Origin of the sequence: Sphingomonas donggukensis, assembly GCF_023674425.1 — a bacterium.
GTDB lineage: Bacteria > Pseudomonadota > Alphaproteobacteria > Sphingomonadales > Sphingomonadaceae > Sphingomonas > Sphingomonas donggukensis.
The window spans coordinates 94,066-117,290 of the sequence record NZ_CP098401.1 but is presented as its reverse complement, the minus strand read 5'-3'; the positions used below and the strand labels follow the sequence as shown (position 1 = coordinate 117,290).

The 23,225-nt window shown below is 66.1% G+C and carries 24 protein-coding genes; 11 read left to right on the top strand and 13 right to left on the bottom strand.

Annotated features, from left to right (window positions below; translation table 11 throughout):
• Nucleotides 1-7: 7 nt before the first annotated feature.
• The 9 genes from odhB to M9980_RS00500 form a co-directional block, all read right to left on the bottom strand.
• Nucleotides 8-1,243, bottom strand: a complete 1,236-nt coding sequence (odhB, locus tag M9980_RS00540; RefSeq protein WP_250752312.1) for a 2-oxoglutarate dehydrogenase complex dihydrolipoyllysine-residue succinyltransferase — start codon at nt 1,241-1,243, stop codon at nt 8-10.
• Between the two features lie 132 nt (nt 1,244-1,375).
• Nucleotides 1,376-4,342 (bottom strand): 2-oxoglutarate dehydrogenase E1 component, encoded by a 2,967-nt coding sequence (locus tag M9980_RS00535; RefSeq protein ID WP_250752311.1) that lies wholly within the window; start codon nt 4,340-4,342, stop codon nt 1,376-1,378.
• Between the two features lie 171 nt (nt 4,343-4,513).
• Complete coding sequence (gene sucD / locus M9980_RS00530; protein ID WP_250752309.1) at nt 4,514-5,398, bottom strand: succinate--CoA ligase subunit alpha; 885 nt, start codon at nt 5,396-5,398, stop codon at nt 4,514-4,516.
• Nucleotides 5,399-5,452: 54 nt separating this feature from the next.
• On the bottom strand, nt 5,453-5,749 hold the full coding sequence (locus M9980_RS00525; protein WP_250752307.1) for a GIY-YIG nuclease family protein: 297 nt from the start codon (nt 5,747-5,749) through the stop codon (nt 5,453-5,455).
• Nucleotides 5,750-5,794: 45 nt separating this feature from the next.
• A complete protein-coding gene (mdh, locus tag M9980_RS00520) occupies nt 5,795-6,757 on the bottom strand; it encodes a malate dehydrogenase (protein WP_250755005.1) in 963 nt (320 codons plus the stop codon).
• Nucleotides 6,758-6,917: 160 nt separating this feature from the next.
• On the bottom strand, nt 6,918-8,030 hold the full coding sequence (zapE, locus tag M9980_RS00515) for a cell division protein ZapE (RefSeq protein ID WP_250752305.1): 1,113 nt from the start codon (nt 8,028-8,030) through the stop codon (nt 6,918-6,920).
• Nucleotides 8,031-8,148: 118 nt separating this feature from the next.
• Complete coding sequence (locus M9980_RS00510) at nt 8,149-8,613, bottom strand: PaaI family thioesterase (RefSeq protein WP_250752303.1); 465 nt, start codon at nt 8,611-8,613, stop codon at nt 8,149-8,151.
• Nucleotides 8,614-8,711: 98 nt separating this feature from the next.
• The gene (locus M9980_RS00505; RefSeq protein WP_250752301.1) at nt 8,712-9,497 is read right to left on the bottom strand and encodes a succinate dehydrogenase iron-sulfur subunit; all 786 of its coding nucleotides are present in this window, start codon (nt 9,495-9,497) and stop codon (nt 8,712-8,714) included.
• Nucleotides 9,498-9,622: 125 nt separating this feature from the next.
• The gene (locus tag M9980_RS00500; protein WP_250752299.1) at nt 9,623-10,468 is read right to left on the bottom strand and encodes a glycoside hydrolase; all 846 of its coding nucleotides are present in this window, start codon (nt 10,466-10,468) and stop codon (nt 9,623-9,625) included.
• 49 nt (nt 10,469-10,517) lie between these two features.
• Between M9980_RS00500 and M9980_RS00495 the strand changes: the two genes are divergently transcribed.
• The 5 genes from M9980_RS00495 to M9980_RS00475 all read left to right on the top strand — a co-directional run bounded on the left by M9980_RS00495 (nt 10,518) and on the right by M9980_RS00475 (nt 14,402).
• Nucleotides 10,518-11,072, top strand: a complete 555-nt coding sequence (locus M9980_RS00495; protein ID WP_250752297.1) for a pyridoxamine 5'-phosphate oxidase family protein — start codon at nt 10,518-10,520, stop codon at nt 11,070-11,072.
• Nucleotides 11,072-11,272, top strand: coding sequence for a putative signal transducing protein (locus tag M9980_RS00490; protein WP_250752295.1), 201 nt, complete (start codon nt 11,072-11,074; stop codon nt 11,270-11,272). The genes M9980_RS00495 and M9980_RS00490 overlap by 1 nt, the downstream gene beginning before the upstream one ends.
• 140 nt (nt 11,273-11,412) lie before the next feature.
• Nucleotides 11,413-11,751, top strand: a complete 339-nt coding sequence (locus M9980_RS00485) for a P-II family nitrogen regulator (RefSeq protein WP_250752293.1) — start codon at nt 11,413-11,415, stop codon at nt 11,749-11,751.
• Nucleotides 11,752-11,774: 23 nt separating this feature from the next.
• Complete coding sequence (locus M9980_RS00480; protein WP_250752291.1) at nt 11,775-13,112, top strand: ammonium transporter; 1,338 nt, start codon at nt 11,775-11,777, stop codon at nt 13,110-13,112.
• Nucleotides 13,113-13,331: 219 nt separating this feature from the next.
• Entirely contained in the window at nt 13,332-14,402 is a 1,071-nt protein-coding gene (locus M9980_RS00475; RefSeq protein WP_250752289.1) for a type I restriction endonuclease, read from the top strand.
• A 35-nt stretch (nt 14,403-14,437) separates the two neighbouring features.
• Here M9980_RS00475 and M9980_RS00470 read toward each other — a convergent pair whose 3' ends face one another.
• The gene (locus M9980_RS00470; protein WP_250752286.1) at nt 14,438-14,710 is read right to left on the bottom strand and encodes a GNAT family N-acetyltransferase; all 273 of its coding nucleotides are present in this window, start codon (nt 14,708-14,710) and stop codon (nt 14,438-14,440) included.
• Complete coding sequence (gyrB, locus tag M9980_RS00465) at nt 14,703-17,207, bottom strand: DNA topoisomerase (ATP-hydrolyzing) subunit B (RefSeq protein ID WP_422921373.1); 2,505 nt, start codon at nt 17,205-17,207, stop codon at nt 14,703-14,705. The genes M9980_RS00470 and gyrB overlap by 8 nt, the downstream gene beginning before the upstream one ends.
• A 165-nt stretch (nt 17,208-17,372) precedes the next feature.
• On the opposite strand from gyrB, the gene M9980_RS00460 reads away from it, so the two are divergent.
• A complete protein-coding gene (locus M9980_RS00460; RefSeq protein ID WP_250752281.1) occupies nt 17,373-18,020 on the top strand; it encodes a DUF4893 domain-containing protein in 648 nt (215 codons plus the stop codon).
• A gap of 151 nt (nt 18,021-18,171) precedes the next feature.
• Here M9980_RS00460 and M9980_RS00455 read toward each other — a convergent pair whose 3' ends face one another.
• Nucleotides 18,172-18,930 carry an OmpA family protein gene (locus M9980_RS00455; protein WP_250752279.1) on the bottom strand — a complete coding sequence of 253 codons (759 nt, stop codon included), beginning with the start codon at nt 18,928-18,930 and terminating at the stop codon, nt 18,172-18,174.
• Nucleotides 18,931-19,083: 153 nt separating this feature from the next.
• Nucleotides 19,084-19,740, bottom strand: a complete 657-nt coding sequence (locus M9980_RS00450; RefSeq protein ID WP_250752277.1) for a hypothetical protein — start codon at nt 19,738-19,740, stop codon at nt 19,084-19,086.
• Nucleotides 19,741-19,933: 193 nt separating this feature from the next.
• On the opposite strand from M9980_RS00450, the gene sdhC reads away from it, so the two are divergent.
• From sdhC to M9980_RS00425, 5 genes are all read left to right on the top strand, one after another.
• On the top strand, nt 19,934-20,272 hold the full coding sequence (gene sdhC, locus M9980_RS00445; protein WP_250752276.1) for a succinate dehydrogenase, cytochrome b556 subunit: 339 nt from the start codon (nt 19,934-19,936) through the stop codon (nt 20,270-20,272).
• Between the two features lies 1 nt (nt 20,273).
• Entirely contained in the window at nt 20,274-20,660 is a 387-nt protein-coding gene (gene sdhD, locus M9980_RS00440) for a succinate dehydrogenase, hydrophobic membrane anchor protein (protein WP_250752274.1), read from the top strand.
• Nucleotides 20,660-22,474 (top strand): succinate dehydrogenase flavoprotein subunit, encoded by a 1,815-nt coding sequence (gene sdhA / locus M9980_RS00435; RefSeq protein WP_250752272.1) that lies wholly within the window; start codon nt 20,660-20,662, stop codon nt 22,472-22,474. Before sdhD ends, sdhA begins: the two co-directional genes overlap by 1 nt.
• A 205-nt stretch (nt 22,475-22,679) precedes the next feature.
• A complete protein-coding gene (locus M9980_RS00430; protein ID WP_250752270.1) occupies nt 22,680-22,925 on the top strand; it encodes a type II toxin-antitoxin system CcdA family antitoxin in 246 nt (81 codons plus the stop codon).
• The gene (locus M9980_RS00425) at nt 22,925-23,221 is read left to right on the top strand and encodes a CcdB family protein (protein ID WP_250752268.1); all 297 of its coding nucleotides are present in this window, start codon (nt 22,925-22,927) and stop codon (nt 23,219-23,221) included. The genes M9980_RS00430 and M9980_RS00425 overlap by 1 nt, the downstream gene beginning before the upstream one ends.
• The last annotated feature ends 4 nt before the right edge of the window (nt 23,222-23,225 follow it).

Genomic DNA, 23,225 nt, shown 5'->3' with positions numbered 1-23,225 from the left:
GATCAAATTACAGGTCGATCAAAATCCGCGTCGGATCCTCGATCGCGTTCTTGAGCGCGACGAGGAACGTTACCGCCTCGCGCCCGTCGATCAGGCGGTGGTCGTAGCTGAGCGCGAGGTACATCATCGGACGCACCACGATCTGGCCATCGCGGACGACGGGGCGGTCCTCGATGCGGTGGAGGCCCAGCACCGCGGCCTGCGGCATGTTGATGATCGGCGTCGACAGCAGCGAGCCGAAGACGCCGCCGTTCGAGATGGTGAAGGTGCCGCCCTTCATCTCGTCCATCTTCAGCGTGCCGTCCTTGGCGCGCTTGCCGAAATCGCCGATCGTCTTCTCGACGCCCGCGACCGACAGCTGGTCGGCATCGCGGATTACGGGGACGACGAGGCCACCCGGCGCCGACACCGCGACCGAGATGTCGGCATAGTCGTGATAGACGATCTCGTCGCCTTCGATCGCCGCATTGACGCTCGGCACGTCCTTCAGCGCCATGCAGGCGGCTTTCACGAAGAAGCCCATGAAGCCGAGGCGCACGCCGTGCTTCTTCTCGAACAGGTCCTTGTACTTCGTCCGCGCCTCGATGACTGCGGTCATGTCGACGTCGTTGAAGGTGGTGAGGATCGCGGCGGTGTCCTGCGCATCCTTCAGGCGCTTGGCGATCGTCTGGCGGAGGCGGGTCATGCGGACGCGTTCTTCGCGACGAACCGCAGGTTCGGCGGCGGGCGCAGCGTCCGCACGGCCGGCGGGGGCAGCGCCCCCGTCCGACGGCGGCTTTGCCGTCGGCGCGGCCTTGGCCGACAGCACGTCGTCCTTGGTCAGGCGACCGTCCTTGCCAGTGCCCTTGATCGTCGCGGGATCGACGCCGGTTTCAAGCACCGCCCGGCGGACCGAGGGGCTGAGCGCGGCGGGGGCATCGCCCGATGCCGGTGCCTGCTGGCCCGCGGTGTCGGCGGGTGCGGGTGCGGGCGTCGCAGCCGGAGCGGGCGTGGCCGCTGCCCCGTCGCCGGCCTCGATCGACCCTATCGTCGCGCCGACCGACACGGTGTCGCCGACGTTCACGCCGTGCGCACCCATCACGCCCGCGACGGGGCTCGGCACCTCGATCGAGACCTTGTCGGTCTCGAGGCTCGCGATCGGCTCGTCGGCCTTCACCGGGTCGCCGGGCTGCTTCAGCCACTCGCCGAGCGTCGCTTCGGTGATCGATTCGCCCAGGACGGGGACTTTGACTTCGGTGCTCATATTCTACCCTCATGTTCCCCGGCGAAGGCCGGGGCCCAGTTGCGAAACGTACATTGGCGAACGCCGCGCATCTTCAGTCGATCCAGCCCGACTGGACCCCGGCCTTCGCCGGTGAACAGGAAGGGCAATGCTTCACGCCCCCGCCTTGCCGGCGGTCTTCGGATCTTCGGTCTTCTGCGCGCGGCGGATTTCCTCGCGGACGTTGTGGCCGAGCGCCTCGGCGACTAGCGCGCCCTGTTCGAGCTGGTGGCGCTTCATCAGGCCGGTAGCGGGCGAGGCCGAAGCGGCACGCCCGGCATAGCGCGCGCGCCCGATCCCGCAGGTCGACGCGGCCAGCGCCTCCTCGATCAGCGGCTCGACGAAGAACCAGTAGCCGTTGTTCTTCGGCTCCTCCTGCGCCCACACCACATCCTCCAGCGCGGGCATGCGGTTCAGCCGCGCGGTCAGCGCCTCTCCGGGGAAAGGATAGAGCTGTTCGACGCGCACGATCTGCGTCGCGGTGTCGCCCGCGGCATCGCGCGCCTCCATCAGGTCATAGGCGACCTTGCCGGTGCACAGCACCAGCCGCTTCGTCTCCGTATCCGCCGGGGCCTTCGGATCGGACAGGATCCGCATGAAGTGGCTGTCGCCTTGGAAGTCCGCGGCCTTCGACACCGCCAGCTTGTGCCGCAGCAGCGACTTGGGCGTCATGATGACGAGCGGCTTGCGGAAGGTGCGGTGCATCTGCCGGCGCAGCAGGTGGAAGTAATTGGCCGGGGTGGTGCAGTTGGCGACCTGGATATTGTCCTGCGCGCACGCCTGCAGGAAGCGTTCGGGGCGCGCAGACGAATGCTCCGGACCCTGCCCCTCGTACCCGTGGGGCAGCAGCATCACGAGGCCGTTGGCGCGGAGCCACTTCGATTCTCCGCTCGTGATGAACTGGTCGATCATGATCTGCGCGCCGTTGACGAAGTCGCCGAACTGCGCCTCCCACAGCACCAGCGTCTTCGGATCGGCGAGCGCGTAGCCGTATTCGAAGCCGAGCACGCCATATTCGGACAGCGGGCTGTCGAGCACTTCGAACCGACCATGCTCGATTTCGCACAGCGGGATGTACTTATGCTCGTCGGTCTGGTCGACCCAGACGGCGTGACGCTGGCTGAACGTGCCGCGGCCCGAATCCTGGCCCGACAGCCGGACGCCGTAGCCCTCGGACAGCAGCGCGCCGAACGCGAGCGCCTCGCCGGTTGCCCAGTCGAAATTCTCGCCCGACTTGAACATGTTCGCCTTCGCATCGAGCACGCGGGCGAGCGTCTTGTGGATCTTCACGCTGTCGGGAACTGTGGTCAGCGTGCGGCCCAGGCTGTCGAACAGCTTGCGGTCGACGCCCGTCTCGACGTTGCGGCGCGCGGTTTCGGCGTCGGCGGGGGCGTGCAGGCCCGACCAGCGCCCGGCGAACCAGTCGGCCTTGTTGGGCTTGTAAGAGGCGCCGGCCTCGAACTCGCCTTCCATCAGCGTGTCGAACTGCTTCCACTGCTCGTCGACCCAGGCCTGGTCGACCACGCCTTCGCCCACCAGCCGCTTTGCATAAAGCTCGGCAACGCCCGGGTGCCCCTTGATCGCGGCATACATCAGCGGCTGGGTGAACGACGGCTCGTCGCCCTCGTTGTGGCCGAAGCGGCGATAGCACCACATGTCGATCACGACGTCGCGGTGGAAGGTCTGGCGGAACTCGATCGCCATCTTGCAGGCGAAGGTCACCGCCTCGGGATCGTCGCCGTTCACATGAAACACCGGCGCCTGAACGCCCTTCGCGACGTCGGACGGATAGGGCGACGATCGCGCGAACTGCGGGCTGGTCGTGAAACCGATCTGGTTGTTCACGACGAAATGGATGCAGCCGCCGGTATTGTAGCCGCGGATGCCGGAGAAGCCGAAGCATTCCCACACGATGCCCTGCCCCGCGAACGCGGCGTCGCCGTGGATCAGCACGGGCAAGGCCGCCTTGTGCTCCTTCAGATCGCCGGCGATCGTCTGGATCGCGCGCGCCTTGCCCAGCACGACGGGGTCTTCGGCCTCGAGGTGGCTGGGGTTGGCGACCAGCGACATGTGGACACTGATCCCGTCGAATTCGCGATCGGTGCTGGTGCCGAGGTGATATTTGACGTCGCCCGATCCGCCGACGTCCTCCGGGTTGGCCGAGCCGCCCGAGAATTCGTTGAACACCGCGCGGTACGGCTTGCCCATCACGTTGGTCAGCATGTTCAGCCGTCCGCGGTGGGCCATGCCGAACACGATCTCGTTGACGCCCATCTGGCCGCCGTATTTGATGACGCTTTCGAGCGCGGGGATCATGCTCTCACCGCCGTCGAGGCCGAACCGCTTGGTGCCGACATACTTGCGGCCCAGGAACTTCTCGTAACCCTCGGCGGCGATCACCTTCGACAGGATCGCCTTCTTGCCGTCGGGCGTGAACTGGATGGCCTTGTCCTTGCCTTCCATCCGGTCCTGCAGGAACCGCCGCTCCTCGACGTCGGCGATGTGCATATATTCCAGGCCGACGTTGCCGCAGTAATTGGCGCGCAGGATGTCGATCAGTTCGCGGATCGTCGCGGTTTCGAGGCCCATCGCCCCGCCGAGATAGACGGGGGTATCGATCTGGTCGTCGGTGAAGCCGTGATATTCGGTCTTCAGATCCTCGGGCAGCTCGCGCTTCATCAGGCCGAGCGGATCGAGATTGGCGGCGAGGTGCCCGCGCACACGATAGGTGCGGATGAGAGTCATCGCGCGGATCGAGGCGTCGGCGGCCTTGCGGATGGCGTCGGTGGAGGCCGCCGCGGATGGCGCGGCGGCGGGCGTTGCACCCGGCTTGGCGGGCTTGGGCGCCGGCTCCATTTGTGTAGGGTCGAGGCCTGCGGTCAGCGCGTCGGTGTCCTTTGGCGGCCAGGTCGGGTTCGCCCAAGACGGGCCGGACGTCGACCCCTCGAGCCCCTCGAAGAACGCGCGCCAGCCCGCCTCGACGCTGTCGGGCGCCGCCTTGAACTTCGCGTAGAGCGTGTCCACGAACGCCGGCGAAACGCCGCCGGCGATGTCCGAGAAATCCTGGCCTTCGTAGCCCATCTACCAACTCCTCCCCTCTCCCGTCGGGAGAGGGTTGCGCAGACTTAGGCCTGAAAGGCCTTAGTCGGAGCTGGGTGAGGGGATCACCCTGTCGAGAGCGGCTCCCCTCATCCAACTTCCGCTAGGCAGCATGCTGCCAAGCCTAGTATCCTTCTCCCTCCGGAGAAGGCTTTAACCCTTCAACACTTCCAGCAGCGTCTCGCCGAGCAGCGACGGGCTCTGGGACACCTTGATTCCCGCCGCTTCCATCGCCGCGATCTTCGATTCCGCATCGCCCTTGCCGCCCGACACGATCGCGCCGGCGTGGCCCATGCGACGACCCGGAGGCGCCGTGCGACCAGCGATGAAACCCGCCATCGGCTTCGAGCGCCCGCGCTTCGCCTCGTCGATCAGGAACTGCGCCGCCTGCTCCTCGGCATCGCCGCCGATTTCGCCAATCATGATGATCGACTGGGTCGCCTCGTCCGCCAGAAACAGCTCGAGCACGTCGATGAAGTTGGTGCCGTTGACCGGATCGCCACCAATCCCGACCGCGGTGGTCTGGCCAAGGCCGGCGTTGGTCGTCTGGAACACCGCCTCATAGGTCAGCGTACCCGAGCGCGAGACGACGCCGACCGAGCCTTTGGAGAAGATGCTGCCGGGCATGATGCCGATCTTGCATTCGCCGGGCGTCAGCACGCCGGGGCAGTTCGGGCCGATCAGCCGCGACTTCGAGCCGCTCAGCGCCCGCTTGACCTTGACCATGTCGAGCACCGGGATGCCCTCGGTGATGCACACGATCAGCGGCACTTCGGCGTCGATCGCCTCGAGGATCGAGTCCGCAGCGAAGGGCGGCGGGACGTAAATGACGGACGCATCGGCGCCGGTCTTGGTCACGGCCTCGGCAACGGTATTGTACACCGGCAGGTCGAGGTGGGTCGTCCCACCCTTCCCCGGCGTGACACCGCCGACCATCTGCGTGCCGTAGGCCAGCGCCGCCTGCGTATGGAAGCTGCCGGTTTCGCCGGTCATCCCCTGGGTGATGACCTTGGTGTTCTTGTCGACGAGGATGCTCATTCGATCTCAATCCTTACCACCCCGGCGAAGGCCGGGGTCCAGTCGGGAACACGGTCATGGCTGCACGATACGATCGTAAAGGTCATCCCAATCGGGTTTGAGCCCTTCGATCTCTCGCAGCTTCCACGCGCGCTTCCACTCCTTCATCTGCAGCTCGCGCTGCCGTGCGGCTTCCCAGCTACCGACAACCTCGTACCAGACGAGGAGCTTGCAGCCGTGTGTCTTCGTGAACCCATCAACGACCCCGTTGCGGTGCTCCCACACCCGTCGGGCCAGGTTCACTGTCGAGCCGAGATACAGCGTTCCGTTTCTCGCGCTCGCCATGACGTAGACGCAGGCCTGATCTTCCATCGCTCGGCCCCGCTACTGGACCCCGGCCTTCGCCGGGGAGGGAAATTATTTAAGGCTCTCGTCAATCCCCTTGCAGGCAACCAGCAGTTCCTTGACCGCGTCGACCGACACGGCGAGGTTGCCCTTGGCTTCGTCGTCCAGCGCGATCTCAACGACCTGCTCGACGCCGCCGGCACCGATCACCACCGGCACGCCGACATACAGGTCGTCGATGCCGTACTGGCCGGTCAGGTGCGCCGCCGCAGGCAGGACGCGCTTCTGGTCGTAGAGGTACGCTTCGGCCATCGCGATGCCGCTGGTCGCGGGGGCGTAGTAGGCGGAGCCCGTCTTCAGCAGCGCGACGATTTCGCCGCCGCCGCCGCGAGTGCGCTTGACGATCGCGTCGATCTTCTCCTGGCTCGACCGGCCCATCTTGATGAGGTCGGGAACCGGGATGCCGCTGACGGTCGAATACTGGATGACCGGTACCATCGTGTCGCCGTGGCCGCCGAGCACGAAGCTGGTCACGTCCTTCACCGAAACCTTGAATTCCTCGGCGAGAAAGTGGCTGAAGCGCGCCGAGTCCAGCACGCCGGCCATGCCGACGACCTTGTGATGCGGGAGGCCCGAGAATTCGCGCAGCGCCCACACCATCGCGTCCAATGGGTTGGTGATGCAGATGACGAACGCGTCGGGGGCATGCTCGGCAATGCCCTCGCCGACCGCCTTCATCACCTTCAGGTTGATGCCGAGCAGGTCGTCCCGGCTCATGCCCGGCTTGCGGGCGACGCCGGCGGTGACGATGATGACGTCGGCACCGGCGATGTCGTTGTAATCATTGGTGCCGGTGATCGTGGCGTCGAAGCCCTCGACCGGTCCGCACTGGCTGAGGTCGAGCGCCTTGCCCTGCGGCACGCCCTCCACCACGTCGAACAGGACGATGTCGCCCAGCCCCTTCAGGGCGGCGAGGTGCGCCAGCGTGCCGCCGATGTTGCCGGCGCCGATCAGCGCGATCTTCTTGCGAGCCAAAATCGTCTCTCCGTTCAGTTGATCGTCGGGCGCGCCCCGAAAACCGTTCAACAGACGCGCGAAGTCGGGAGGGGCCATAGGCGCAACCCGGCGTGAGGGCAACCACGTAACGCGAGGGCATTAAGGATTTTACTGCAACTTGTTCGCAGTAGCGATAAGCTCAATCGACCCCGTGCCCCAGCGCCAGATAGTCGACCGACCGCATCTCCATCAGACGGCTGGCGGTGCGTTCGAATTCGAAGGCGCCGTCGCCGGCGACGTAGAGGTCTTGCGGGGAGGCATCGGCGCTGGCGATCAGCTTGACCTTGTGTTCGTACAGCGCGTCGATCAGCGTCACGAACCGCGCCGCCTCGTTGCGGTTCTCCGGTCCCATGCGCGGGATGCCGACGATGATGACGGTGTGGAAATGCCGCGCGATGGCGAGGTAGTCGGGTACGCCGCGCGGTTCGCCGCACAGGCGCTTGAACGAAAAAACCCCGACGCCCTTCAGGCTCTTGGGCACGTGCAGCGTCCGCCCGCCGCCGACGTCCAGGTCTTCGCTCGGCACATGCGCGCGGTCGGCGGGGTCGAAGTCGGTCAGGCGAAAGAAGGTGGCGGACACCGCCGCGGTCGCCTCCTCCCCGTTCGGGACGTGCCACGTCTCCCCGTCACCCAGCCGGTCGAGCCGGTAATCGGTCGGCCCGTTCAGCGGCATCACGTCGAGCTTTTCGCCGAGCAGGTCGATGAAGGGCAGGAACAGGTGGCGGTTGAGCCCGTCCTTGTAGAGATCGGCAGGCGCACGGTTCGACGTCGCGACCACGGTCACGCCGGCGGCGAAGAATTCGGCGAACAGCCGCGACAGGATCGCCGCGTCGGCCATGTTGGTCACGACCAGTTCGTCGAACGCCAGCAGCCGCGCGTCCGCCGCCATCACCGCCGCGACCGGCGGGATCGGGTCGCCGGCTTCCTTGCGCCGCTCGACGTGCAGGCGCGCGTGCACCTCGGCCATGAATTCGTGGAAGTGGACACGGCGTTTGCGGCGGATATCGAGGCAGCCGAAGAACAGGTCCATCAGCATCGACTTGCCGCGCCCCACCCCGCCCCAGAGGTACAGCCCGCGCGGTGCCTCGGGCGCACGACCAAGCGCCCGCCACAGGATGCTGCCGCGCTTGGGCGTTGCCTCGAGTTGGTCGGCGAGTTGCTGCAGCCGCGCGGCGGCGGCGGCCTGCGCGGGGTCGGGGCGGAGTTCGCCCGACGCGACGAGGGCTTCGTAGCGGGCGAGGACGCGGTTCATATCATCAAAACTCCCCTCCCTGGAAGGGAGGGGTCGGGGGTGGGTAGGTATGGAGCGATCGATCCGCGTCCACGCGGGCCGACCCACCCCCAGCCCCTCCCTTCCGGGGAGGGGAGCATCAGACGATTCCCTTGGGCGGCGTGCTCTTGCGCAGCGTGCCGGAAAACGCGGCGACCTTGGTATCGTCCTGCACCACCAGCCCGCGGACGAACAGCATCCGCCCGGTCTCGCGCAGCAGCTCGACCTGCGCCTCGATCGGGCGCCCGATCTCCGCCCCGCCGATGAACTGGGTGGAGAGGTCCAGCGTCACCGCCGCGCCCGCGGTCAGCACGCCGAACCCGCGGCAGGCGGCGAACATCGCGACGTCGATGAAGCCCAGCAGAGCGCCGCCGTGGACATGGTCGCGCAGGTTCGAATGGCGATGCTCGGGCGTCATCCGCACCCGTGCGATGCCGCCATCGACGCGCACCGACAGCGCGCCCAGCATCGTGTTGAACCGCGTCGGATCGGTCGCCTGCCACAGCTTCCACCCCGGATTGTCGGGGTCGTCGACGTAGGTGAACAGGGGGGCGGTGGTGGTCAAGACATCCATTCCGTTCGTTTCGAGCGAAGTCGAGAAACGCTGGTCAGGCGCGCGAACCCGTTTCTCGACTTCGCTCGAAACGAACGGTCAGGTTGGGATCAAACGATCCGCTCGACTTCCATCTTCTTGATTTCCGCGATCGCCTTCGCCGGATTGAGGCCCTTCGGGCACGCATTGGCGCAGTTCATGATCGTATGGCAGCGATACAGGCGGAACGGATCCTCGAGCTCGTCGAGGCGCTCGCCGGTCATCTCGTCGCGGCTGTCGGCGAGCCAGCGATAGGCCTGGAGCAGGATCGCCGGCCCCAGGAACTTGTCGCTGTTCCACCAGTAGCTGGGGCACGATGTCGAGCAGCAGGCGCACAGGATGCATTCGTACAGCCCGTCGAGTTTCGCGCGGTCCTCGGGCGACTGGAGCCGTTCCTTGCCCGAGGGCGGCGGCGTCACCGTCTGCAGCCACGGCTTGATCGAGGCATATTGCGCGTAGAAATGGGTGAAGTCGGGGACGAGATCCTTGATGACGTCCATCGCCGGCAGCGGTGTGATCTTCACCTCGCCCTTGATATCCTCGATCGCGGTGGTGCAGGCGAGGCCGTTCTTGCCGTCCATGTTCATCGAACACGATCCGCAGATGCCCTCGCGGCACGAGCGGCGGAAGGTCAGCGACGGATCGACGTCGCCCTTGATCTTGATGAGCGCGTCGAGGACCATCGGCCCGCAATCGTCCAGGTCGATCGCGAATTCGTCGTAGCGCGGGTTTTCGCCGGTGTCGGGATCGTAGCGGTAGATCTTGAAATTCTTGACCCGCTTGGCGCCCACCGGCGCGGCGTGCTTGCGGGCCTTGCCGGTGATCTTGCTGTTCTTCGGCAGGGTGAACTCGGCCATCACAACGTCCTTCGCGCTCATTCGCAGGTGTTGGCCATCCGAAAGCAGGGCAGCGCGCCCGCGTCAACCGCGCGTGAGGGTAGCGCGCCCGCGTCAACCGCGCGTGAGGGTAAAGCACGGGGCTTTCAGCAAACCTCGGCGGTGTTCACCGGTGGCGGTCCTGGCGGCACGCGGGCGGGCGATCGGTGGAAGGGGTCGCCCGCCAGCCGGTGGCTGGAGCCGTACGCGCGCTGCAACGTCGCGTAGAGCGCGGGATCATACGCCTTCAGGTCGTCTTGGCTCAGGATGCGGCGCCCGTCGAACGCCGCCAGCCGGTTCGACTCGAACCAAAATTGCGTCCCCTCCGCCCAATATTCGCCGACGTTGGTGGCGGCATATTCGTCCTTCCACCGTCCACTCGCGCGCGCCGCTTCGAAGGCGGCGGCGACCGCGGCGTATAGCGGGCGGTCGACCGCATAGGCCGCGAACAAGATATCGTGGGCGAATTCGTGGACCAGGATCGTCTCCCCCCAATAGCGCGAGGAGCGCAGGCCCAGCACATCCTCGACCGCGCCGCTGGTGAGCCGGCCCGACATGCCGCGCGCGCGGGCATTCCAGTAGGCGCGATCGGTCATCGCGCCGATGCGGGCGTCGTAATGCTTGCGCTCGCAGCGGGTGAGACGCGGGTCGTCGCGGGTGGGGCGCGTCCAGTGGCGCTGTTCGGGCAGGTCGGTCGTCGCCTCATCGGACGCCATGATCGCAACGCGGTAGCCGCTCTTCGCCAGATAGCGCGCGAAGTCCCGGCGGTGCGCGGTCATGCCCCGCACGATCGATCGCGCCGCCAGCAGTGCGGCATCGGGTACCCGCGCCGACGACAGGATCGGGATGCCGCCGGCGTCGACATGCCGGGTGTAGAACGGGTCGGCCTTCAGCGCCGGGGGGGGCGCGGTGACCGGTCCGGCGGCGGCCAGCAGCAGGGCGAGGATCGACATGATCCGGGCATAGTCACGGGGCGACGCGCACGCTACACTCTCCGGCGTCATGGACTTCTTCGACGCGCTGAACGATGACCACCGCGCCTTCATCGCGCGCCAGCCGGTGTTCTTCGTCGCGACCGCAGCGGAGGGCGCGCGGATCAACCTCAGCCCCAAGGGCTATGACGCCTTTCGCATCATCGACGATCGCACTGTCGCGTGGCTCGATCTCGGCGGGTCGGGCAATGAGACTCACGCGCACCTCGCCGCCGACGGGCGCATCACGATGATGTTCTGCGCGTTCGACAACCCGGCGCTGATCCTGCGGATTTACGGACGGGGCGTCGCGGTGCTGCCGCAGGACGACGGCTTCGACACGCTCGCCGCGCGGTTCCCGCGGCTGCCGGGGGTACGGCAGGTGTTCGTGATCGCGGTGGATGCGGTGCAGACGAGTTGCGGCTGGGGCGTGCCGCGGATGACGCTGGAGAAGGAGCGCCAGACGCTCGTCAAATACCACGCCCAGCAGGATCCGGCGGAGCGGCTCGCGAAGATCGCGACGCGGGACCGCAGCATCGACGGCCTGCCGACCCGCGTCCAGACGATCATGCCGGCGCACGATTGATGGCGCTGGTGGAAGTCGCGCGGGTCGATCGAAACCTCGCCAATATCCTGGTCGGGCGGCTCGAGAGCGAGGGCATCCCGGCGGTCGCGTTCGATGGCGGGGCGAGCATTGCCGACGGCAGCTGGCTGTTCATTCCGGTTCGCGTGATGGTCGACGACGGGGACGTGGCGGCGGCCAGCGCGATCATCGCATCTGCCTGATTTTCGGGCATCCGTTCGCAGCTGCACAAAAAATGACAAGGCGTAACGATCGACGGCTCGCGCCAAGCCGTTGAAATTGCGCTGTCCACACGACTGGCACGCCGCTTGCGAAGCTGGTTCCGGACATCCGGGGGGCGCGCATGAAACTTGTCATCGCCATCATCAAACCGTTCAAACTGGACGAGGTCCGCGAGGCGCTGACCGATATCGGAGTCGCGGGCATGACCGTGACCGAGGTCAAGGGCTTCGGTCGCCAGAAGGGCCAGACCGAAATCTACCGCGGCGCCGAATACAGCACGAACATGGTGCCCAAGATCAAGATCGAGGTCGTCTGCGCCAGCGACGTCGCCCCCCGCGTGGTCGAGGCGGTGCAGGCGTCGGCCAACACCGGCGCGATCGGCGACGGCAAGATCTTCGTGCTCGACGTGGGGCAAGCGGTGCGCATCCGCACCGGCGAAACCGACCAGACCGCCCTGTGATGCGGACCGTGAGGGGGAAACAGATGAAGCAGCTTATCACAATCGGCGCAGGGGTGGCGGGCGCGGCGCTGCTGTCGCACCCGGCGCTGGCGGCCCCCGCGGCGCCGGTAGTCGCGACCGTCGACAAGGGCGACACCGCCTGGATGATGACATCTACCATCCTGGTGCTGATGATGATCCTGCCCGGCCTCGCGCTGTTCTACGGCGGATTGGCGCGGACCAAGAACATGCTGTCGGTGATGACGCAGATCGGCGCGGTCGCGGCGCTCGCGATGCTGATCTGGGTGATGTACGGCTACACCCTCGCCTTCGGCCCCGATGCGTCGGACGGGCTGAAGCCGTTCATTTCGGGCTTCGGCAAGGCGTTCCTGGCCGGCATCACCCCCGCCTCGCAGGCCGCCACCTTCACCAAGGGGGTCGAGATCCCCGAATATGTCTTCGTCAGTTTCCAGATGACCTTTGCCGCGATCACGGTCGCGCTGGTGCTCGGGTCGGTGATCGAGCGGATCAAGTTCAGCGCGGTGATGCTGTTCGCCGCCGTGTGGCTGACCATCGTCTATTTCCCCGTAGCGCACATGGTGTGGGCGGCGGGCGGGCTGTTCTTCGAAATGGGCGCGCTCGATTTCGCGGGCGGCACCGTCGTCCACATCAATGCCGGCGTCTCGGCGCTGGTCGCCGCGGTGCTCCTCGGCAAGCGGCTGGGCTTCCCCGCCGAGCGAATGGCCCCGCATTCGCTGACGCTGACGATGGTCGGCACCGGGCTGCTGTGGGTCGGCTGGTTCGGGTTCAACGCCGGCTCCGCGCTGGAGGCGAACGGATCGGCGGCGCTGGCGATGATCAACACCTTCGTCGCGACGGCCAGCGCCGGGCTGTTCTGGATGCTGGCGGAGAAGGTGTCGGGCCACAAGGGATCGGCGCTCGGCTTCTGCTCGGGCATCATTGCCGGGCTGGTCGCGGTGACGCCGGCGGCGGGCAATTCGGGGCCGTTCGGCGCGATCGTGCTGGGCGCGGTCGCCGCGATCATCTGCTTCGTCGCGGTCACGATCATCAAGCCGCGGCTCGGCTATGACGACAGCCTGGACGCGTTCGGCATCCACGGTGTCGGCGGCATCGTCGGCGCGCTCGGCACCGCGATCGTCTATGCCCCCGCGCTCGGCGGGCCAGGACCGGAGGACTACGCGATCGGCGCGAAGCTGATCGTCCAGCTCGCCGCGGTCGGCACCACCATCGTCTGGGCCGCGATCGGCACCACCATCGCCTTCTACATCGCCCGCGCCGTCACCGGTGGCCGCGTATCGAAGGACGTCGAGATGGAAGGCCTCGACCTCGGCGAACACGGCGAGCGCGCCTATAATTATTAAAGAGGTTCCTCCTGCGGACGACTGGGCCGGTAGCGATAAGCTGCCGGCCCTTTTTTGGTGAGGTGCAGCTAATGCGCGCATGCGCCCGCACGAAAGCTCAATTGGACGCTGGGATTCAGCTCCGCCTAGCGAGAATACCCATGCCGGACCATTTTGTGAGAAGTCGTCTTGCCCGTCATTGATTTTCCAGTAACTTTGGCATCGAGAGGGGTTACCGACATGGATTTCGCGACACGCTTGGCCGAGCTCCAAAAGCGCACCATCGAGCACCGAGAGGTGTTGCTGACCGAGGAAGCCGCCAAGACCGCACTTGTCATGCCATTTTTACAGGCGCTCGGATATGACGTCTTCAATCCGAAAGAGGTGGTGCCGGAATTTACCGCCGACGTCGGCATAAAAAAAGGCGAGAAGGTGGATTACGCAATCTGCCAAGACGGTAGAGTCAACATTTTAATCGAATGTAAGCCGTCAACTTCAGAGTTGAATGTAAAACACGCCTCACAGTTATTTCGCTATTTCAGTGTGACTGACGGCAGACTCGCAATTTTGACAAATGGGGTAAACTATCAATTTTACTCAGATGTCGAGAATGCGAACAAAATGGACGAGAGGCCATTTTTTACGTTCAGCATGGACGCAATCAAACCTTCCGATGTCCGAACACTAGAAAAATTTGCCAAGGCGGGTTTTGACATAAATCAGATTATTTTAGAAGCAGGGAATTTGAAGCTGCAGTCTTTGCTTAGAAAAACAATCGAACATGAATTTTCTGAACCCAGCGACGATTTGATTCGAATTTTTGCGGCAAAGGTCGTCGAGGGGCGCCTGACCCCAGCTGTTAAAGATACCATATCGCGAATGGTCCCAAATACCATAGCGGCTATCATTCGTGACGGTGTAAACGATCGACTTGCATCTGCGCTTAATGCAACCACACCTGCGATGGCAGAACCTGATGAATCGAATCCAACGCTTCCCGAAGAAGCAATCATCACCACTCAAGAGGAATTGAGTGGCTTTCATATCGTCCAGGCCATCGCTTCGCGGCTCGTCGAACCTAAGCGAATAGTCATTCGTGACAGCAAATCATATTGCGCCATCCTGTTGGATGACAATAATCGCAAAACTGTCGCAAGGATGTGGTTTAATTCACCTACGACCCGCTATTTTGGCACTTTCGCGGGCAAAGAAGAAACGCGCCATCTCATGCCGGAGTTGACGGGCATCTATCAACTTACGCCGCAGATCGAGGCTCGCTTGCGGGAACTGGACGATACTATCGCTTCGTAATGTCGGCGGAGGTGCATTTATTGAACAGCAGCAAATCAGACCAGTAGTTCTCGCCACTCCGGGTGCTTCGCCACATACGCAGCCACGAACGCGCACCGCGGCACCACCTTCAGCCCGCGTTGCCGCACATTCGCCAGCGCCGCTGCCACCAGCCGGCTGCCGACGCCGCGGCCGCCGATCGCCTCCGGTACGATGGTGTGAGTAAAGGTGATCGTGTCGCCCGCCAGTTCGTACGCCGCGAAGGCCATCTCGCTGTCCTCGACCAGTTCGTAGCGGTGCTCCGCGCGGTTGTCGTTTACCTCAGACATCGAGGTTGGCGACGGTCAGTGCGTTCTCCTGGATGAATTCGCGGCGTGGCTCGACCACGTCGCCCATCAGCTGGGTGAAGATCGCGTCGGCGACGTCGGCCTGGTCGACCGCGACGACCAGCATCGAACGGGCGGCGGGGTCGAGCGTGGTTTCCCACAATTGCTCGGCATTCATCTCGCCCAGTCCCTTGTAGCGCTGGATCGACAGGCCCTTGCGCCCGACCGCCAGGATCGCGTCGAGCAGCTGGCTCGGGCGCGCGATCAGAGTCTCGCCCTTGGCGACCGGCGCGGGCTTCTCCTCGCCCTCGCCGTCCGTCTCGACCGGCTCCTCGGCGGCGGCGGCCGCAGCCTTCGACGACACCAGCTTGCCGATGCCCGAATAGCTGGCGATATTCTCCTGCGTCAGCGTGTGGAGGCGGCGCGCCTCCGCCGAGCCGAGGAACGTCGCCTCGATGATGTGGTGGTCGGTGACGCCGCGCCACAGCCGCTCGAAATGATAGCCACCGCTCTCGGTCACGCGCGCGGTCCAGCGCGCGTCGCTGTCGGTCTGGTCCATCCGTGCCGCGACGACGCTGAGGCGCTCTGCCCGCACGTCGCGCGTTGCCTCGGGATCGAGCGCACCGCCCATCGCCAGCGCCTCGATGATCGAGGCGTCGTAGCGGCGCGGCACGTAGCGCATCAGCGTGCGCATCCGCCGCGCATGGTCGACCAGGTCGCGCAGGTCCTCGCCCGATCGCGTGCCCGACGGCGATTCGAGGATCGTGCCCGCCACTCCCGCCTCGACCAGATAGGTGTCGAGCGCGGCATCGTCCTTCAGATACACTTCCGACCGCCCCTTGGTCGCTTTGTAGAGCGGCGGCTGGGCGATGTAGAGGTGCCCGGCCTCGATGATCTCGGGCATCTGGCGGTAGAAGAACGTCAGCAGCAGCGTGCGGATGTGCGCGCCGTCGACGTCAGCGTCGGTCATGATGACGATCTTGTGGTAGCGCAGCTTTTCCAGGTTGAAGTCGTCGCGGCCGATGCCGGTGCCCATCGCCTGGATCAGCGTGCCGATCTCGCGGCTCGAGAGCATCCGGTCGAAGCGCGCACGCTCGACGTTCAGGATCTTGCCGCGCAGGGGCAGGATCGCCTGGTAATGGCGGTCGCGGCCCTGCTTGGCCGATCCGCCGGCCGAGTCACCCTCGACCAGGAACAGTTCGGATTTGGCGGGATCGCGCTCCTGACAGTCGGCGAGCTTGCCGGGGAGCGAGGCGATGTCCATCGCGCCTTTCCGCCGCGTCAGCTCGCGCGCCTTCTTCGCGGCCTCGCGAGCCGCAGCGGCGTCGATCACCTTCTGGATGATCGCCTTGGCGGTCGCGGGGTTTTCCTCCAGCCACTCGGCCATCTTGTCGGCCATCAGGCTTTCGAGCGGCTGGCGGACCTCGGACGAGACCAGCTTGTCCTTCGTCTGCGACGAGAATTTGGGGTCGGGCAGCTTCACGCTCACGATCGCGGTCAGCCCCTCGCGCATGTCGTCGCCGGTCAGCGTCACCTTCTCCTTCTTCAACATGCCCGACTTGTCGGCATAGTTGTTGATGGTCCGGGTCAGCGCCGCGCGGAACGCCGCGATATGCGTGCCGCCGTCACGCTGGGGGATGTTGTTGGTGAAGGCGAGGACGTTCTCGTAATAGCTGTCGTTCCACTCGAGCGCGACGTCGATGGTCACGTCGTCGCGGGTGCCCGCGATCGCGACCGGATCGGGCATCAGCGGGGTCTTGTTGCGGTCGAGATACTTCACGAACGCGGCGATGCCGCCCTCGTAATAGAGCTCGACTTCCTTCACCTCCTCATGCCGCGCGTCGCGCAGGAACAGGCGGACACCCGAGTTCAGGAACGCGAGCTCGCGGTAGCGGTGCTCGAGCTTCTCGAAGTCGTATTCGGTGATCTTGAACGTAGAGGGAGAGGCGAGGAAGGTGACGCGCGTCCCCTTCTTGCCCTCCGCCGGGCCCACGACCTTCAGCGGGGCGACCGCATCGCCATAGGCGAAGCGCATGTAATGCTCCTCGCCATCGCGCCAGATCGTCAGGTCGAGCCATTCGCTGAGCGCGTTGACTACCGACACGCCGACGCCGTGCAGGCCGCCCGACACCTTATAGGCATTGTCGTCAGACGTATTCTCGAACTTACCGCCGGCGTGGAGCTGGGTCATGATGACCTCCGCCGCCGACACGCCTTCCTCCGGGTGGATGCCGGTCGGGATGCCGCGGCCATTGTCCTCGACACTGACGGAGCCGTCGGCGTTCAGCTGGATGACGATGCGGTCGCAGTGGCCGGCCAGCGCCTCGTCGATGGCGTTGTCGCTCACCTCGAATACCATATGGTGGAGGCCCGACCCGTCGTCGGTGTCGCCGATGTACATGCCGGGGCGTTTGCGCACCGCGTCCAGGCCCTTCAGGACCTTGATCGAGGATGCGCCGTAATCGTTGCTGTTGGGGGTGGTTGCGGGTGTCTCGTCCATGCCCAGCATATAGGCAGCGACGGGCGCGAACGGAAGCGAAATGGCCCGTCGCCCGAAACGCTCGCCCCGTCCCGCCACCTGTCGCACAGGTTGATGACGTTTACTTTTCGTTAACCATTTTCCGTGACGGTTAGTTCACACCCCGAGTGCTGGACCAAACACCCCATGCGACACGTCATCTGCGCATCCCTGCTGCTGTGCCCGCTCACCGCGTGCATGATGCAGCCGGCCGCGCCAAAGCGCGCCATCGTCGCGGTCGAGCCGGGCGAGCCGTGGCGCGAGACCGCCTCTGCCGAGGACGCGCTGCGCATCGACGGCCTGCCCGCTACCTGGACGCGCGTCCTCGCACGGTTGCCGGCGCGGTCGCGCAAGGAGGCGACCGCAGAGGGGCCGCTGCTTACCGCCGACGCCGCGCTCGACCATCCCGAACTGCCGCCGGGGTCTTATTCGTGCCGCGTCCTGCGGCTGGGCGACGGGGCGGGGCCGCTGCGCCTGCGCGCGTTCAAGCCCAATTTCTGCTACGTCGGTGCCGCCGGCGATCGCACGCTGACGCTGAGCAAACAGACCGGCAGCGACCTGCCCGCCGGACGCCTGCACCCTTACGGCGACAAACGCTACGTGTTCCTGGGCGCTAACCAAAGGAAAGCCGGCGACACCTCGCTGGCCTATGCCACCGACCGCACCCGCGACGTCGGCGGCGTGATCGAGCGCGTCGCCCCGTTCCGCTGGCGGCTGGTGGTCCCCAGCCGCGACGAGCGCACACTCGACGTCTATGAGCTGACCCCGGTGCCGGTCGAGCGGCAGCCTGGGTAGCTTTCCGCCAACCCCAAAACCGTTCGCTCCGAGTAGGGATCGAGCCTGTCGAGAGTCCGTATCGAGAAGTCCCCTCCTGGGGCACGCCCTCTCGATAAATCGTCTCGACAAGCTCGACGCCTACTCGAGGCGAACGGATTGGATCAGGCGGTTACCGCGCGAAGCTATCCGCGCGCTGGCCCAGCAACGTCACCTCGACCCGCCGGTTCTGGCGCATTCCCTGCGGCGTCGCGTTGGTCGCGACCGGGCGGCTTTCACCGTAACCCTGCACCGAGAAGCGCGCGCGGACGACGCCCATCTGGTCGAACGCGGCACGCACGCTGTCGGCGCGGCGCAGCGACAGCGCCTGATTGTGCGCGTCGGTGCCGCGCGAATCGGTATGGCCGTCGATGGCGACGCGCACCCCCGGGTTGGCGCGCAGGTAGCCGGCAAGCGGACGCAGCTTCTCGATCGCGCCGGGGCGCAGCACCGCGCTGTCGGTGGCGAACAGCACGTCTTCCTGCATCGTCATCGTCGCGCCGCGCTGGGTCTGGCGGAAGCCATAGCCGCGCATCGCGCCGCGGTCCCAGCCGCCGCCGCGCTGCTCGACGATCACCACGTCGCGCGCGTCCCAGTCGAACCGGTCGCGACGCGGACCGGCGACGTTGGCAAAGGCGCGGTTGGCCATCTCGGCCTCGCGCGGGCCGATGTAGCCGTCGCGATTGCGGTCGAAGTTCAGCATTACCCAGGCGCGGCCACGGCGCGTCTGGCGCAATTCGGGGAACAGCAGGCGCACGCCGGGCCCGGCCAGGCGATAGTCACGCCCGTCGGCGCGCCCGCCGGTCCAGTTCCAGTTCGACTGGGCGGTCGCGGGGGCCGCCGACAACAGGGTAGCGACGCCGAGCGACGCGATGGCGAGAAAACGGGTCATAGTCCTTACTCCGATACACGCCCCCCGGCGCTGCGCCGGTCCCTGCATGGGCCGGGTTGAACGCGGCGTGGACGCGGGGGACAGCTGGGGTTCACGCACGGGAATGCGGCGGCACCGCTCCCCACAAATGCGGGAAGCGGCGCACGCGCGCGATCAGTTGGGGCGGGTGGTGACCGTGGTCGTCGTCCGCTCGGTCACGCTCGGCGCGCGGCGGGTGACGGTGGTGGTGCGAACCGGCTTCTTCGCCGTGCGGCGCACGACCTTGCGCGTGGCGGTGCGCACCGGCGCCTTGGCGACCGGCGCGGTCGCCTTCACCGTCTCGGTGGTGACGGTGGTCACTGCGGCGGGCGCCGGTGCGGCACGCGCGGCGGCGGCATCCGCCTGTGCGGAGGCGGCAGCGGCCTGCGCGTCGGCGGCGGCGCGCTCGGCGGCTTCGGCACGGGCGTTGGCCTGCGCGGCATCGGCCTGCGCATTGACCGCGACGTCGGCCTGAACCTGCGTGCTCACCGCACGGTTGCGCTGCGACAGGGCGATGGCAGTGTCGGCCAGGCGCGAGGCCTCGTTCGCGCTGGCGATGGCCTTGTCCTTGCTCATGCCCGCCAGATCTTCCTCGGCGGTCCGCAGCATCGCCTGGGCGTTGGCCTGGATACGCGGCATCTCGCCGTCGCCGGTCAGCTTGGCCGCAGCCTCGACCTTCGCGCGCGCCTCGGCGACGGCGATGCGGGCACGGTCGGCCTTCCCCTGGGCGAAAGCGGGGCCGCTGGTGGCGAGCAGGATCGCCGACAGGGCGATGAATCCGGTGGTACGCATGACATTACACTCCTGAAATGACACTGGGCGGCATAACGTGTGCGCGGCGCGCGAAGTTCCTGACGGCTTGCATCCCACGCCGGTGCGCGCCAATGACGCAGCGCACACGCACGAAGGAATTCCCTTGGCCACCGCGCACACGTCTTCCCGCCCGAGATCGCCGCATCTCCAGGTCTATAAATGGGGCCCGCACATGCTGGTCTCGATCCTCCACCGGGCGACCGGATCGGGGATGGCCACGGTCGGCACGATCCTGCTGGTCTGGTGGCTCGCCGCCGCCGCCGCGGGGCCGGAGAGCTATGCGTATTTCCTGTCGTGGTTCACCGGGCCGCTTGCTCCGGTCGGCTATCTGCTCGGCGTTGGCCTCACCTGGGCATTCTTCCAGCATCTGGCCAACGGCGTGCGCCACCTGTTCATGGACCTCGGCGCGAATTTCGAGCTGAAGGGCAATCGCGCCTCGTCGATCGCGACCATCGCCTTCTCGGTCGTCGCCACCATCGCCTTCTGGGCCTATATCGTGGGAGCGCGCTGAGATGGGGTCGGGCACATCGATCGGCCGCGTCCGCGGTCTGGGCAGCGCCAAGGAAGGCGCGCATCACTGGTGGCACCAGCGGCTGACTGCGGGCGCCAACATCCTCCTCATGCTGTGGTTCATCATCAGCATCGCGCGGATGCCCGCCTATGACTACGCCGGCGTCACCCACTGGCTGGCGAGCCCGTGGGCGGCGGTGCCGATGCTGCTCCTGATCCTCTCGGTCTTCTACCATTTCCGCCTGGGGCTGCAGGTGGTGATCGAGGATTACCAGCACGACGCCAGCCGCGTCGCGATGCTGATCGCGCTCAACCTCTTCACGATCGGCGCGGGGGCGGTGGCCGTCTTCGCGATCCTCAAGATCGCCTTCACCGGGATGCCCAAGTAATGGCTGCTGACAACACGACTGGCGCCTACAAGATCATCGACCACACCTATGACGCGGTGGTGGTCGGCGCCGGCGGATCGGGCCTGCGCGCGGCGATGGGCATCGCCGAAAGCGGGCTGAAGACCGCGTGCATCACCAAGGTGTTCCCGACCCGCAGCCACACGGTCGCGGCGCAGGGCGGCATCGCCGCGTCGCTCGGCAACATGGGGCCGGACCATTGGACCTGGCACATGTACGACACCGTCAAGGGGTCGGACTGGCTGGGCGACCAGGACGCGATCGAATATCTGTGCCGCGAGGCGCCGCAGGCGGTGTACGAGCTGGAGCACGCCGGTGTCCCGTTCAGCCGCACCGAAGAGGGCAAGATCTATCAGCGCCCGTTCGGCGGCATGATGCAGAACATGGGTGAAGGCCCGCCCGCGCAGCGCACCTGCGCCGCCGCCGACCGCACCGGCCATGCGATGCTCCACGCGCTGTACCAGCAGAGCCTGAAGTACGACACCGACTTCTACATCGAATATTTCGCGCTCGACCTGATCATGGAGGATACGCCCGACGGCCCGGTGTGCCGCGGTGTCATCGCCTTGTGCATGGACGACGGCAGCATCCACCGCTTCCGCAGCCACCACGTCGTGCTGGCGACCGGCGGCTACGGGCGCTGCTATTTCTCGGCGACGTCCGCCCACACCTGCACCGGCGACGGCGGCGGGATGGTGCTGCGCGCCGGCCTGCCGATGCAGGACATGGAATTCGTCCAGTTTCACCCGACCGGCATCTACGGCGCCGGTGTGCTCATCACCGAGGGCGCGCGCGGCGAAGGCGGCTACCTGACCAACTCGGAGGGCGAGCGGTTCATGGAACGCTATGCCCCCTCGGCCAAGGACCTGGCCTCGCGCGACGTCGTCTCACGCTCGATGGCAGCGGAAATCCGCGAGGGGCGCGGCGTCGGCCCGAACAAGGACCACATCTACCTCCACCTCGACCACATCGATCCCGCGGTGCTCGCCGAGCGGCTGCCCGGCATCACCGAGACGGGCAAGATCTTCGCCGGCGTCGACCTGACGCGCCAGCCGCTGCCGGTGACGCCGACCGTCCACTACAACATGGGCGGCATCCCGTGTAACTATCACGGCGAGGTCGTGACGCTGAAGGACGGCAACCCCGACCACGTCGTCCCCGGCCTGTTCGCGGTCGGCGAAGCGGCCTGCGTCAGCGTCCACGGTGCCAATCGCCTCGGCTCCAATTCGCTGATCGACCTGGTGGTGTTCGGCCGCGCGACCGGCAAGCGCATCGCCGAGATCACGCCCCGCGATGGCGCGCAGAAACCGCTGGCGGAGGACTCGGCGGACAAGGCGCTCGCTCGCCTCGACCGCTTCCGCAACGCCGACGGCGCCGCGCCGACCGCGGAGATCCGCGCCGACATGCAACACACCATGCAGAAGCACGCCGCGGTGTTCCGCGACACCGCGCTGCTGCGCGAGGGCATGGAAAAGATCGACAAGGTCGCCGCGCGCCTGGCCGACGTGAAGGTCACCGACCGCTCGCTGATCTGGAACACCGACCTGATCGAGACACTCGAACTCGACAACATGCTGCCCCAGGCCCAGGTGACGATGCATGCGGCCGCCAACCGCCACGAAAGCCGCGGCGCACATATGCACGAAGATTACCCCGAGCGGCACGACGAAGAATGGATGAAGCACACGCTGCTGTGGAACCATAATGGCGGCGTGAAGATCGATTACCGCCCGGTGCACGACTACACGCTCACCGACGACATCGACTACATCAAGCCGAAGAAGCGGGTGTACTGAGCGCCTAGCAAGGTCGAGCAAAGCTGTAACCGCGCAAAAAGCGGCGCTACGGCCGGCGCGGCCAAAGCCGCGACCGACGAGTTTCAGGTGCGCAATGCCCCGCATTGCGCAGGTCATGCCGGGGGCATGACCGACCTGAAACTGGCTTTGCCCACGCCACCCGCGGCAATTTGACCTCTGATTACAATGCGCATAACTTGTGCGCATGGAACATCGTCCGATCGCGTCCGGCAAGCGCAAGCCGGTGAATCTGTCGCTCGACACCGGCATCGTCGAGGCGGCGCGCGAAGCCGGTCTCAACCTGTCTCAGATCAGTGAGGCCGGCATCGCCGCCGCGATCAAGCAGGAGCGCGAACGACGCTGGCGTGAGGAAACCCGCGCTCAGGCGGCAGGTTGGGCCAAATGGGTCGAGGAGAACGGGTTACCGCTCGATCGGTATCGCCTGTTCTGATGGCGCAGTTCGATGTGCACCGCCTGCGAGACGGAGCGATGGTCGTGGACGTGCAGTCCGACCTGCTGTCCACGCTCACCTCACGGCTCGTGATCCCCTTGGTGCCGCCCGGTGAGGATGCTCAAGCGATGGATCGGCTGCATCCCGTCGTCGAGGTGCTGGGCAAACCCTATCTGGTAGCGACCCACCTTGCCGGGGCGGTTGCCCGTCGCGACCTCGGCCCGCTTCAGGCGTCGCTCTCGGACGAGGATTTTGCGATCAAGTCCGCCCTCGATTTCCTGATTTCCGGCTTCTAACCCC